Annotated in this window: 10 protein-coding genes; 7 read left to right on the top strand and 3 right to left on the bottom strand. The window is 65.8% G+C overall.

The window, feature by feature from the left end; genetic code table 11:
• Positions 1-9 precede the first annotated feature (9 nt).
• On the bottom strand, positions 10-444 hold the full coding sequence (locus tag BLS42_RS02705) for a hypothetical protein (protein ID WP_090575929.1): 435 nt from the start codon (positions 442-444) through the stop codon (positions 10-12).
• Between the two features lie 91 nt (positions 445-535).
• Between BLS42_RS02705 and BLS42_RS02710 the strand changes: the two genes are divergently transcribed.
• Positions 536-1,303 carry a helix-turn-helix transcriptional regulator gene (locus tag BLS42_RS02710; protein ID WP_090575933.1) on the top strand — a complete coding sequence of 256 codons (768 nt, stop codon included), beginning with the start codon at positions 536-538 and terminating at the stop codon, positions 1,301-1,303.
• Positions 1,304-1,363: 60 nt separating this feature from the next.
• On the opposite strand, the gene BLS42_RS02715 is transcribed toward BLS42_RS02710, so the two are convergent.
• Positions 1,364-2,266 (bottom strand): DMT family transporter, encoded by a 903-nt coding sequence (locus tag BLS42_RS02715; protein WP_090576135.1) that lies wholly within the window; start codon positions 2,264-2,266, stop codon positions 1,364-1,366.
• 92 nt (positions 2,267-2,358) lie between these two features.
• Between BLS42_RS02715 and BLS42_RS02720 the strand changes: the two genes are divergently transcribed.
• Positions 2,359-3,600, top strand: coding sequence for a cysteine desulfurase family protein (locus tag BLS42_RS02720; protein WP_090575936.1), 1,242 nt, complete (start codon positions 2,359-2,361; stop codon positions 3,598-3,600).
• Here the strand turns inward: BLS42_RS02720 and BLS42_RS02725 are convergent.
• Entirely contained in the window at positions 3,597-4,844 is a 1,248-nt protein-coding gene (locus BLS42_RS02725) for an NAD(P)/FAD-dependent oxidoreductase (RefSeq protein ID WP_090575940.1), read from the bottom strand. The genes BLS42_RS02720 and BLS42_RS02725 overlap by 4 nt on opposite strands.
• A gap of 246 nt (positions 4,845-5,090) precedes the next feature.
• Between BLS42_RS02725 and mnmA the strand changes: the two genes are divergently transcribed.
• From mnmA to BLS42_RS02750, 5 genes are all read left to right on the top strand, one after another.
• Complete coding sequence (gene mnmA / locus BLS42_RS02730) at positions 5,091-6,203, top strand: tRNA 2-thiouridine(34) synthase MnmA (RefSeq protein WP_090575944.1); 1,113 nt, start codon at positions 5,091-5,093, stop codon at positions 6,201-6,203.
• A gap of 288 nt (positions 6,204-6,491) precedes the next feature.
• Entirely contained in the window at positions 6,492-8,120 is a 1,629-nt protein-coding gene (locus BLS42_RS02735) for an ABC transporter substrate-binding protein (protein ID WP_090575947.1), read from the top strand.
• 134 nt (positions 8,121-8,254) lie between these two features.
• Complete coding sequence (locus BLS42_RS02740) at positions 8,255-9,346, top strand: ABC transporter permease (protein WP_090575950.1); 1,092 nt, start codon at positions 8,255-8,257, stop codon at positions 9,344-9,346.
• A gap of 2 nt (positions 9,347-9,348) precedes the next feature.
• Complete coding sequence (locus tag BLS42_RS02745; RefSeq protein ID WP_090575953.1) at positions 9,349-10,362, top strand: ABC transporter permease; 1,014 nt, start codon at positions 9,349-9,351, stop codon at positions 10,360-10,362.
• Positions 10,359-12,062 (top strand): ABC transporter ATP-binding protein, encoded by a 1,704-nt coding sequence (locus tag BLS42_RS02750; RefSeq protein WP_090575955.1) that lies wholly within the window; start codon positions 10,359-10,361, stop codon positions 12,060-12,062. The genes BLS42_RS02745 and BLS42_RS02750 overlap by 4 nt, the downstream gene beginning before the upstream one ends.
• Positions 12,063-12,496 lie beyond the last annotated feature (434 nt).

Genomic DNA, 12,496 nt, shown 5'->3' on the forward strand with positions numbered 1-12,496 from the left:
CGGCTTGGCCTAGGCGCTTGGCGTAGCGGCCGGCGTGGCCTTGCGCGGGGACAGCCTGTTCAGTGCCAGGGCGCCCACGAGCAGCCCGAAGTCACGCAGTGCGACGTCGTAGAAGCCGCCGAGGACGATCAGGTTGATGATGATGCCCAGCAGCCAGGCGGCCACGAGCGCGGATCCGAAGCGCGGGCGCAGCGCCACCATTACGCCGGCGATGATTTCCACGACGCCAACGATGTACATGATGGTCTGGGCCGGCAGCGGGACTACCGAGGTCGCCACGGGGGCCAGGTACATGGTCCAGTCGGTCAGCAGATTCGTGAACTTGTCCAGGCCGAACAGGATCGGCGCAACCGTAAAGACGGTCCGCAACAAGAGGAAGGCCTGGCGGTGCGGGTCCGCCGCGAGCTGCTGGGCCGGAGTGGAGAGGGCTGGCGAAACTTTCATGACATGCTCCTTCTAAAAATGGATAACTCGATTTTAGAACCTCGGATGTGGATTAAGCAACAATTCTTGTTTTTAGAGATATTCTTGACTCATGACCAAACTTCCGTGGAACCGCCGGCTTGCGGCGATCGCGTCCCTGGGCGACGAGAACCGCAGGGTGCTGTTTGACTACGTCGCCTCAGCGGTAGACGCCGTTGGCCGGGACGACGCCGCCAAGGCTTTGGGCCTGGCGCGGAGCACGGCCTCGTTCCATCTGGACCGGCTCGTGAAAGACGGGCTGCTGGACGTGGAGTTCCGCAAGCTTGGAGGGCGGGAGGGCCCCGGTTCCGGCCGGCCCGCCAAGCTGTACCGGGCAGCCGTGGACGAGATAGCGGCCTCCGTCCCCGACCGCCACTACGATCTCGCCGCCGAGTTGCTGGTTTCCGCGATCGAAGCTGCAACCAGCGACGGCGGATCGCCGCGGGATGCCCTGCTCCGGGCCGCCCGCGCCAAGGGGCAGTCAGCGGGCGAGTCGGCAGCCAGGTCAACCGGGCGCGAGCCGGCGGAGGCCATCGGGGGGGATACGGAAACCGCCGGCGGTCCCGATGGTGGCGGCCCGTTCGCGGACTTCCTGACGGGGCAAGGCTACTGCCCGGCAGACGACGGCGGCGGGGGACTGGTGCTGATGAATTGCCCGTTCCATCGCCTCGCCGCCGGGCACACAGACGTGGTCTGTGCCATGAACGGGGCCTTCCTGGGCGGGGCCTCCGCGGCCCTGGGGATCGACCCAGGACGCATCGAAGCGCTCGCCATCGAAGATCTCAGGGAGCGGGGGAGCGCGCAGCCAGGGCAATGCTGTGCCCGCATCCTGCCTGCTTGACCGGGCTGCCCGTGTGACGTCGCTGCCTGCGTGACCCGGACCGCCCGGCGCCGCGGCTACCTACCCCGCGCCCCCCGCGGTTGGGGCGGCCGGCACTGCGAGCCTGGGCTGGCCCTTGATTCCGGTCAGCAGGACGCCGCCGATCACCATGAGGCCGCCAACGATCTGCACGAGGGTCAGCGGCGTCCCCAGCAGCACCGTAATGATCGCCGTGAAGACAACCATCAGGTTGAGGTAGTTGCCCGCGGTCCCCGGCGGGGTGGTCTTCAGCGCCAGGTTCCAGAGGAGGTAGGAACCAAGGGATGGGAACAGTGCGATGTACGCCAGCGACCAGCCTTCGGCCGCGGTGTCGGGGAACTGCACGTTCATGGCCAGGGCAAGCGGCGCCAGCATCACGGTCGCAATCACCACCTGAACGGCCGTGGCCGAGATGGCCGGCACCTTCAGCCTGCGGGCAATGATCGTATAGAAGCCCCAGACGATGATCGCACCGATCATCATGAGCTCGCCGGTGTTGATGGAGAGGCTGAATAAACGTGCCAGCTCACCCTGGGTCAGGACGAGCAGCACCCCCAGCAGGCCCAGGCAGATGCCGAGCCAGCCCAGTCCGGTGGTCCTCTCGCCGAGCAGGACGATCGCCATCACCACAATCAGGGCCGGGTTGGCGGCCGTAATGAGGGAGGCGTTCATCGCGGACGTGTATCCGAGCGCGCTGTAGAGCAGCAGCGTGTAACCACTCATGCCCAGGACGCTCAGCGCCAGGAGCGCGGGCCAGCGGCGCAGCACCGCGCGCCAGTCCGGTTTCTCGATGAAGTGGGCCAGGAGCAGCAGCGGCACGGCGGCCAGGGCCCAACGCCAGAACGTCAGGTCCAGCGGAGTCATTGAGGCGACGGCGGCCTGTCCGACGACGAAATTGCCGGACCAGAACAAGGTGGCCAGCACTAGGTACAGGGACGCTTTCACCGCTTGAATGTACACCAGCCCCGTGCCCTTCCCCCGTGCCTTCGCCCATGGCCGCCGGGGAGCGCAGGCGCCGCCGCGGGTAGAATTGGGCTGTGCCTGTATACCTCGACCACGCCGCCACCACCACCCTCGCCCCGGAGGCGCTGGCCGCACTGACGCGCGAACTGGCCCGGACCGGCAACCCCTCCTCGCTGCACGGATCGGGCCGCCGTGCCCGGCGCTCCGTGGAGGACGCGAGGGAAGTACTGGCGGCGGCCGCCGGTGCCCATCCCTCAGAGGTCATTTTCACCTCCGGCGGGACCGAGGCGGACAACCTCGCGGTCAAGGGCCTGTACTGGGCCCGCCGCGCCGAGGACCCTGTGCGTACCCGCATCCTGTGTTCCGCCGTCGAACATCACGCGGTGCTGGACACCGTCGAATGGCTCGAGCGGCATGAGGGCGCCGAGGTCTGCTGGCTCCCGGTGGACGCCGCGGGCGTCGTAGACCTGACGGTGCTGGAGGCCGAGCTGTCCCGGGATCCGGCGTCGATCGCGCTGGTGACCGTCATGTGGGCTAACAACGAGGTCGGCACCATCCAGCCCGTCGCCCAGATTGTGGCGCTGGCACACGCCGCCGGCGTGCCTGTCCACTCCGACGCCGTCCAGGCCTTCGGTTCCATACCCGTTGACTTCCGCGGGACGGGACTGGACGCCATGTCCGTCTCCGGGCACAAGATCGGCGGACCAGTCGGCGTCGGCGCGCTCATCCTTGGCCGGGCGGTGAAGCTGACCCCGGTCCAGCATGGCGGCGGGCAGGAACGCGACGTCCGCTCGGGGACCCTGGACACGGCGTCGATCGCAGCCTTTGCCGCGGCCGCCGAGGCCGCCGCCGCGAAACTCCCCGAGGAGGCCGCCAGGATCGCGGCCCTGCGGGACCGGTTGATCGAGGGCGTCTTAGCGGCCGTCCCCGAGGCCGTGCTCCGGGGCGCCCCGGGCCCCGGGCGGTTGCCTGGCAATGCGCATTTCACGTTCCCCGGCTGCGAGGGAGACTCGCTGCTGTTCCTGCTGGACCTCGCCGGCGTCGAATCGTCCACGGGCTCCGCCTGCACTGCAGGTGTTCCGCGGCCCTCCCATGTGCTGCTGGCCATGGGCCTGGATGAGGACACGGCGAGGGGTGCGCAGCGGTTTACGCTCGGGCATTCCTCGACCGACGCCGACGTCGATGCCCTGCTCGCCGCGCTGCCGGGCGCCTACGCACGGGCCCGCCAGGCGGGCATGGCCGGGCATGAGTCCAGCATTCAGACCGCGGGAACGGTCGCGCGCGAATCTGCCCGTCAGGCTTCCGCAGGGATCTAAATCGGAGGCTGGTCCAGGAGCTGATCCAGCGGTGCCGAGGAGTCGGCGAGCAGGTCCGGGCTCACGGCCGTCCGTGAGCTGATGAGCGCCTTGATCGCCTTCTGCGGCTTGGCGGCGCGGGGCCAGTTGACGTTCATCCCGGCCACCACACTGCCCTCCCGCTGCCAGAAGGCCATGAATTCCTTGTCCGCCAGCGAGCCGCGGATGACCGGTGGCCCGGCAACCAGCGACGGGAAGCCCGAATACTCCATGCTGACGTCGTACTGGTCCGTGTAGAAGTACGGGATGGTGTCCAGCACGGCATCGAGGCCGAGCATCGCCTTGGCCGCCACCTTGCCGCCATTGAGGGCATTGGACCAGTGCTCGCTGCGGTGGTGCTCGCCGGTGAACGGGTGCAGGGCATTGGCGACGTCGCCGGCGGCGAAGATTCCGGGCGCCGAGGTCCGCAGCGATGCGTCGGTGAGGATGCCGTTGCGGATCCCGATGCCGGCCGCCTCGGCCAAACCGACCTCCGGCGCGACGCCGACGGCGATGACCACCAGGTCGGCGGGCAGGACTTCGCCGGCATCGGTGACCACTGCCGTCGCCCGTCCCGACCGTCCCTGAATCTCGGCAGCGGACGCCGGAAGCCTGAACCGCACGCCGTGGGCCTCGTGCAGCCCGCGGAAGAAGCCACCAAGGTCCGGGCCGATCGCCGCGCCCAGCGGCACCTCCTCCAGTCCCAGCAGGGTGACGGTATTTCCGAAGGTGCTGGCGGCGGCGGCCAGTTCCATCCCGATCCAGCCGGACCCGATCATGACCACATTCAAGCCACCGTCGGCGAGGCGGGCGTGCAGGCGCCGGCTGTCCTCCACCGTCCTGAACGTGCTGACGCCCTCGAGCCCGCTGGGCAGGGGGATGCTCCTGGGCCGCGCTCCCGTGGCCAGCAGCAGGGAGGAGTACTCCAACCGCCCGCCGCCGTCCAGAACCACAGCCCGGGCGGCCGGGTCCAGATCCGTGACCTGGACGCCGAGCCGGAGGTCGACGCCGTTCGCGTCGTACCAGTCCTCGGGCACCACCGGCAGGGCGTCGTCGCCGGCCTTGCCCAGCAGGTACTCCTTGGACAGCGGCGGGCGCAGATACGGCTGGTGGGACTCTGCGGCCACCAGCACCACCGGGCCGCTGAAACCCTCCGCCCGCAAAGTTTTGGCGGCGGTGGCACCCGCCAGCCCGCCGCCCACGATCACGATGTTCTCGACAGCCATGTCCGCTCGATTCCCGCATCTGTGCGCTTCCGTTTCTAAAACCGCATGTTCTGACGCTAGAAGGGGGAAGCGGCCCCGTCAAGGTCTTTTGGGGAGGATTCGGCGTGGCGATAGAATGGCGGGGCAGGCATTGTGCTATTTCCGCGGACTGCGGTGAACTAATACTGCAGTGAAGTAATACTGCTGTGAACCGATACAGCAGTGAACCAAGTGCCTGCGACCCCCTGAACCCTAAAGAAAGCCAGTATGCGAGTTCTTGCAGCCATGAGCGGCGGCGTTGATTCCGCCGTTGCCGCCGCCCGCGCCGTCGAGGCGGGGCACGACGTCGTCGGCGTCCACCTCGCGCTGTCCCGGATGCCGGGCACCCTGCGAACCGGCAGCCGCGGCTGCTGCACGATCGAGGACTCCCGGGACGCCTGGCGTGCCTGCGACATCCTCGGGATCCCGTACTACGTCTGGGACTTCTCCGAGCGGTTCAAGGAAGATGTGGTCCAGGATTTCATCGATGAATACGCTGCCGGCCGCACCCCCAATCCGTGCATGCGCTGCAACGAGCGCATCAAGTTCGCCGCGCTGCTCGAGAAGGCCATAGCCCTGGGCTTCGACGCCGTCTGCACCGGCCACTACGCCAAGGTCATCACCGACGCCGACGGCAACCCTGAGCTGCACCGCGCCGCGGACTGGGCCAAGGACCAGAGCTACGTGCTCGGTGTCCTGACCCACGAACAGCTCAAGCACTCGATGTTCCCCCTCGCGGAGACGCCGTCCAAGGCCGAGGTCCGCGCGGAGGCTGAGCGCCGCGGCCTCTCCGTGGCGAACAAGCCCGACAGTCACGACATCTGCTTCATTCCGGACGGCGACACCGCCGGCTGGCTCGCCGAGAAGATCGAAATGACCACGGGGGACATCGTGGACGAGTCCGGTGCGAAGGTCGGCGAGCACCCTGGCGCCAATGCGTTCACCGTGGGCCAGCGCCGGGGGCTGAAGCTGGGCACCCCGGCCGCGGACGGCAAGCCGCGGTTCGTGCTGGAAATCCGGCCCAAGGAAAACAAGGTGGTGGTGGGCCCGGAGGCGCTGCTCGCCATCGACGAAATCCGCGGCATCAAGGTCTCTTGGGCGGGGCTGCCCATCGCCGAAGTAGCGACTGGCGAGGAGTTCGACTGCTACGCCCAGGTCCGCGCCCACGGCGACCCCGTCCCGGCCCGCGCGCACATGGCGGGGGACGAGCTTGTGGTTACCCTCACCGAGCCGCTGCGCGGCGTGGCCCCCGGCCAGACGGTGGTGCTCTACCAGGGCAGCCGCGTGCTGGGCCAGGCCACAATCGATGTCGCACGCTCGCTTCAGCGGGCCGCGCTCTAGTCGCCCGCCACACCAAATCCAACGAAGGGCCCCGCCACATGGCGGGGCCTTTCGTCGTGTCGGCCCCACGGCAGATGGGACTGGGACCCTGCCGAAGATCCGAGCGGAATCCTGAAGAAAATGAGAGAAACCTTCGAATCGTGTAAATTTTGTGTCTCAACTCACAAAATGCAACGTTTCACCGAATGATTGTCTGGTTGAATCTAGGGATCAGCAAAGCGTGCCGCCCGACGAGTCACTCGTTTCACTTCGGGCTGCGCTAGAACGCATCGAACAGAAAGTTCACAGATGGCAATGAACAAAAAGGCCTGGCAGGGCGTCATCGCGCTGGCCGGGGTTTCCGCCTTTGCACTGACGGCCTGCACGGGGCCGTCCGGCGGCGCTGGCGGGTCATCAGCCGCCGCGAGCGGTCCAATCGCCTACGGCACCACGGACAAGGTCACCGCCTTGGATCCGGCGGGCGCGTACGACAACGGTTCGTTCATGGTGATGAACCAGATCTACTCCTTCCTGCTCAACTCGAAGCCGGGCAGCGCCGATCCGGTTCCGGATCTGGCCGAGTCCGCGTCCTTCACCTCGCCGACCGAATACACGGTCAAGCTCAAGCCGGGCCTCAAGTGGGCCAACGGTCACACGCTCGACTCCAAGGACGTCAAGTTCTCCTTCGACCGGCAGACCAAGATCAACGATCCCGCCGGTCCCGCAAGCCTGCTGACCAACATCGAAAGCATCAACGCCCCCGATGCCAACACCGTTGTCTTCAAGCTGAAGCAGGCGAACGACCAGACCTTCGCTCAGATCCTCAGCAGCCCCGCCGCGCCGATCGTCGACGATGAAGTCTTCCCGGCCGACAAACTGCTTGACGACGACTCGATCGTCAAGGCCAAGGCCTTCTACGGCCAGTACGTGATTGACACGTACAAGAAGAACGAGCTGGTCAGCTTCAAGGCCTTCCCGGACTACCAGGGAGTCCTCGGCAAGCCGGCCAACGACGCCGCCACGATCAAGTACTACGCCGACCCCACCAACATGAAGCTGGACATCCAGCAGGGCAACATCGACGTCGCGAACCGCAGCCTGAGCGCCACCGACGTCGATGACCTGAAGAAGGACTCCAAGGTCAAGGTCAACGTTGGGCCCGGCGGCGAAATCCGCTACATCACGTTCAACTACGACACCATGCCGTTCGGCGCCAAGGCTCCGGACGCCGATCCGGCCAAGGCGCTCGCCGTCCGCCAGGCCATCGCGAACCTCGTTGACCGCCAGTCCATCGCGGACCAGGTCTACAAGGGCACCTACCTGCCGCTGTACTCCAACGTTCCCAACGGCTTCCTCGGTGCCAACGAATCGTTCAAGGACGCATACGGCGACGCCGGCAAGCCCAGCCTGGACAAGGCCAAGAAGGTCCTGGCCGACGCCGGTGTGACGACCCCCGTCTCGATGAACCTGCAATACAACCCGGACCACTACGGCAAGTCCTCCGGCGACGAGTACGCCATGATCAAGGACCAGCTGGAGAAGTCCGGCTTGTTCAAGGTCAACCTGCAGTCCACGGAATGGGTCACCTACAGCAAGGCCAGCCGCGCCGATGAATACCCCCTGTTCCAGTTTGGCTGGTTCCCGGACTTCAGCGACGCCGACAACTACCTGACCCCGTTCTTCCCGGAGGGCGGTTTCCTGAAGAACCACTACAACAACCCCACCGTCAACAACCTGATCAGCAAGCAGCTCACCACCGTCGATAAGACTGAACGCGAGTCCACGATCAAGGATGCGCAGAATGCCCTCGCCAAGGACATCTCCACGCTTCCGTTGCTCCAGGGCGCGCAGGTTGCCATTTCCGGCAGCGGTGTCAAGGGTGTCGATTCCACCCTCGATGCCTCCTTCAAGTTCCGTTTGGGAACTATTTCCAAGTAAGGCTGCATCCGTGCTGTCCTGACCAGCCTGCGAGGCGGGGCGCCCTCAAGGCGCCCCGCCTTTGCTGGTCATTGCCGCACCCCGCAGTTCACGCCGGCCCGCCCAAGGCCGCGACAGCACAATCTTAGGTACCAATGACAACATTGACTGAGGCGCCGCTAAACGACGCCGACGGACTTCTTCCGTCCAAGAAAAAATCCTCGGGTGGGGGCTTGGGGACCTACATCCTGGTCCGGTTCTTCCTGATCATTCCGACCATTTTCATTTTGGTGACTATGGTCTTCTTCCTGATGCGGGTCATCGGCGACCCCATCACCGCAGCCCAGGGCGGCAGGCTTCCCCCGGAGGCGCTCGCGCAGCGCATCCACGACGCCGGCTACGACCGCCCGATCCTCGTGCAGTACCTCGAATACGTTGGCCAGGTGGCGACCGGCAATTTCGGTACCACCATCACCGACCGCCGGCCCGTTGTCGAAATGATCATCACCTTTGGCACGGCAACCCTGGAACTGGCCATCAATGCCCTCATCGTGGCGCTCTTGGTCGGCATCCCGCTCGGGCTCATCTCCGCCTACAAGCGCGATAAGGCGCCCGACGCCGTCCTGCGGTTCTTCGCCATCCTCTGCTATGCCACCCCGGTATTCTTCGCCGGCCTGCTGATGAAGCTGGCCTTCTCCGTCTGGCTCGGCTGGCTGCCCGTCGCAGGACGGGCCTCCACCAGGACCGAACTGGCCATGGGAAGCCTGGCCGCACCGACCGGGATCTACTGGCTGGATGCCTTGCGCAGCGGCAACATGGCCGCGTACGGCGACGTCGCGGCCCATTCAGTCCTCCCCGCACTCACCCTGGGGCTGCTGACGGCAGGGGTCTTCCTGCGGCTGGTCCGCACCAACGTCATCGGCACACTCGGCAAGGACTACGTCGAGGCCGGCAGGTCCCGTGGCGTTAGTAATTACCGCCTCGTGACCAAGCATGCCTACAAACCGGCCCTCATCCCGATCATCACGGTCATGGGGCTCCAGATTGCCCTCCTGCTAGGCGGCGCCGTCCTCACGGAGTCCACCTTCGAGTGGAAGGGCCTTGGCTACCAGCTGGTGCAATACCTGAACGCCCGCGACTTCGTCGCCGTCCAGGGCATTGTCGTAATGCTGGCGGTCATCGTTGCCGTCACGAACTTCATCGTGGACGTCGTCGCAGCCCTGATCGACCCGCGAGTGAGGTACTAGCCATGAATGCAACCAAAGTAAGCGGGCGCAAGCAGCCCCTCTTCTACCGGCTGCCGGTGATCTCGCATTTCCGCTCGAGCGTCGGGCTGCAGCGCGGCATGCTCGTCACCGGCATGGTGCTGGCCGCTGTCTTCCTGCTCGTTGCCGTGTTTGCGCCGTGGATCGCGCCCTACGGGTTTGCCCAGCTCAGCGACGCCGCCGGTCCCTTCCCGACACAGCAGCCCCCCACCCCGGCCCACATCTGGGGCACCACGGTGGGCGGCTATGACGTCTATTCCCGTGTGCTCTGGGGTGCCCAGACGGCCGCGGTGGTCATCATCGTCGCCGTGGCCATGTCGATTTTCCTCGGCGTAGCCCTCGGCCTTGTCAGCGGGTACTTCGGCGGCTGGCTCGACCGGGTGTTCGTGGTGATCGCCGATGCGATCTACGCTTTCCCGTCCCTGCTGCTGGCCATCGTGATGTCAATCGTCATCAGCCACGGCCAGTCCAGTTTCTGGGGAGGCATTGTTGCCTGCTCCATCTCCATCTCGGTGGTGTTCGTCCCGCAGTACTTCCGCGTCATCCGGGCCGAGACCATCCGGCTGAAGGCGGAGCCGTACGTCGAGTCAGCCAAGGTGGTGGGTGCCTCAAGCATTCGCATCATGGGTCGGCACATCTTCAAGAACGCAACCCGCACGCTGCCATTGATTTTCACGTTGAATGCGTCCGAGGCCATCCTGACGCTGGCGGGCCTCGGCTTCCTGGGGTTCGGCATCGAACCGACCTCCGCCGCCGAGTGGGGCTACGACCTGAACAAGGCCATAGCAGACGCCTCCTCGGGCATCTGGTGGACCGGTGTTTATCCCGGTACGGCGATCGTCCTGACCGTTCTTGGGCTGACCCTCGTCGGTGAGAGCATCAACGACCTCAACGATCCCCGCCTGCGGGGCCGCAAGAAGGCTGTGGCAGGCAAGGGCGGACCCGACTCCACCGCCGGGGCCCAGACTGCACTCGAAGCAGAATCGAGAGTTCTATGACCATCAACATCGACAAGCCCGGCCAGGGCGCAGGTCCGGTCCTGGACATCGACCGCCTCAAGGTCACGTTCGCCACTGATGCCGGGGACGTGTACGCCGTCAAAGACGTCAGCCTCCAGGTCAACCCCGGCGAGGTCGTGGCCATCGTTGGCGAATCGGGATCCGGCAAGACTGTGACGGCCAAGACCATCCTGGGGCTCTTGCCGGAGACGGCTATCAGCCAGGGTGCGGTCCTGATCAACGGCAACAACGTCATCAGCGTCAGCGAGGCGAAACTGCGGGAGATTCGGGGCCGCGATGTGGCCATGGTGTTCCAGGAACCATCCACCGCCCTTAACCCGGTCTTCACCGTGGGCTGGCAGATCGCCGAAGGAATCCGCGCACACGCGGGCACCGGCGGCCGCAGCAAGGTCTCGGCCAAGGAAGCCAAGGCGCGGGCAATTGAAGCCCTCCGCAAAGTGGGCATCCCGGACCCGGAAACGCGGGTCAACTACTACCCGCACCAGTTCTCGGGCGGCCAGAAACAGCGCGTTGTGATTGCCGCAGCGCTGGCCCTGAACCCTGGCCTCATCGTGGCGGACGAGCCGACGACTGCCCTGGACGTCACCGTGCAGGCCGAGATCCTTGAACTGCTGCGGGACCTGCGCGACAACTACGGAACGTCCATCGTGCTGATTACGCACAATATGGGCGTTGTCGCCGATCTCGCCGACCGCGTCGTGGTCATGTACCAGGGTGACGTTGTGGAGGAGGCATCCTCACGGGTGCTCTTCGCCCAGCCCAAGGAGGACTACACCAAGAAGCTCCTCGCCGCTGTCCCGCACCTGGGCCGCAACTCCGCGTCGGAGGGCATGGTGGAACGCGCCCACCAGGGCGGCAAAGTGCTGGTTGAGGCCAAGAACCTGACCATCGAGTACCCGGGGCGGCTGGGCAGTCCGGCCTTCAAGGCCGTCGATGGCGTCAGCTTCACCGTCTCCGAAGGCGAAGTTTTCGGTCTCGTGGGGGAGTCGGGTTCCGGCAAAACCACCATCGGCCGGGCGATCGCGGGTCTCAACCGGACCACGGGCGGCAGCCTGAATGTGCTGGGTTACGAAATGCTGAACTTCAAGGAGCGCACCTTCAAGCCGCTCCGCAAGGAGATCGGCTTCGTGTTCCAGGACCCGGCGGCCTCGTTCAACCCGCAGCTGACCATCGGCGACTGCGTGGCGGAACCGCTGATCATCCACTCCAACCCGACCGCGGCTGAGGCGCGCAAGCGGGTCGGCGAGCTGCTCGAGTCAGTGCAGCTGCCGGCATCGTACGCTGACCGGTTCCCGCATGAACTCTCCGGCGGGCAACGCCAGCGTGCCTCCCTGGCGCGGGCGCTCATCCTGAACCCGAAGCTGCTCATCGCCGATGAGCCGACCTCGGCCCTGGACGTGTCCGTGCAGGCCGTGGTGCTGGAGCTGTTCAAGGAGATCCAGCAGGAGTTCGGCTTCGCGGCGCTCTTCATCAGCCACGACCTCGCCGTGGTGGACATGCTCTCCCACTGGGTCGGCGTGCTCTACAAGGGCAAGATGGTGGAGCAGGGCCTCGGCAACCAGGTGATGGGCAACCCGCAGCACGACTACACAAAGAAACTCATCGCATCCTTGCCCGTTCCGGATCCCGACGAACAGGCCAGGCGCCGCGAGGCGTTCCGGGCCGTGCTCCACAGCTAACTGCCGGAACCGGGCACCGGCCCGATTCAGCGCCCGCCCGGGCTCGTGCAGGGCCACTGCCAAATGGGCATGCCCACCGTTCGCCTGAACTGCTCCCCGGAAGTTGGACTGAGAAATTCAGTTCCGACTCCCGGGGAGCAGTTTTATGCATGTACGTAGTCCGTTATCCGAAGAGCAGCGCGAGGCCGCTGTAGCGTGGTTTGAGAAGGGCATCGCGGATAAAGCGGCTGCGCGGCTGCTGGGTGTGTCTCACTCGCCGGTGCAGCTTCTCTATCTGCGGTGGAGAATCCACGGTCGAGGAGCGCTGATGGCCAAGCCGACAAAACAGGTGTACTCGTTCGAATTCAAGCTCGCCTTGGTCGAACGGTTCATCGCGGGCGAAACTGCCCAGGATCTCGCGGCGGAGGCCGGCTTGTCCTCGTCCGGCCTGCTGA

It is taken from the genome of Arthrobacter sp. ov407 (genome assembly GCF_900102895.1).
GTDB lineage: Bacteria > Actinomycetota > Actinomycetes > Actinomycetales > Micrococcaceae > Arthrobacter.

Coding starts and splice junctions, on each gene's coding strand:
- BLS42_RS02705 (WP_090575929.1), bottom strand. CDS start 444: ATGAAAGTTTCGCCAGCCCTCTCCACTCCGGCCCAGCAGCTCGCGGCG.
- BLS42_RS02710 (WP_090575933.1), top strand. CDS start 536: ATGACCAAACTTCCGTGGAACCGCCGGCTTGCGGCGATCGCGTCCCTG.
- BLS42_RS02725 (WP_090575940.1), bottom strand. CDS start 4,844: ATGGCTGTCGAGAACATCGTGATCGTGGGCGGCGGGCTGGCGGGTGCC.
- mnmA (WP_090575944.1), top strand. CDS start 5,091: ATGCGAGTTCTTGCAGCCATGAGCGGCGGCGTTGATTCCGCCGTTGCC.
- BLS42_RS02735 (WP_090575947.1), top strand. CDS start 6,492: ATGGCAATGAACAAAAAGGCCTGGCAGGGCGTCATCGCGCTGGCCGGG.
- BLS42_RS02740 (WP_090575950.1), top strand. CDS start 8,255: ATGACAACATTGACTGAGGCGCCGCTAAACGACGCCGACGGACTTCTT.
- BLS42_RS02745 (WP_090575953.1), top strand. CDS start 9,349: ATGAATGCAACCAAAGTAAGCGGGCGCAAGCAGCCCCTCTTCTACCGG.
- BLS42_RS02750 (WP_090575955.1), top strand. CDS start 10,359: ATGACCATCAACATCGACAAGCCCGGCCAGGGCGCAGGTCCGGTCCTG.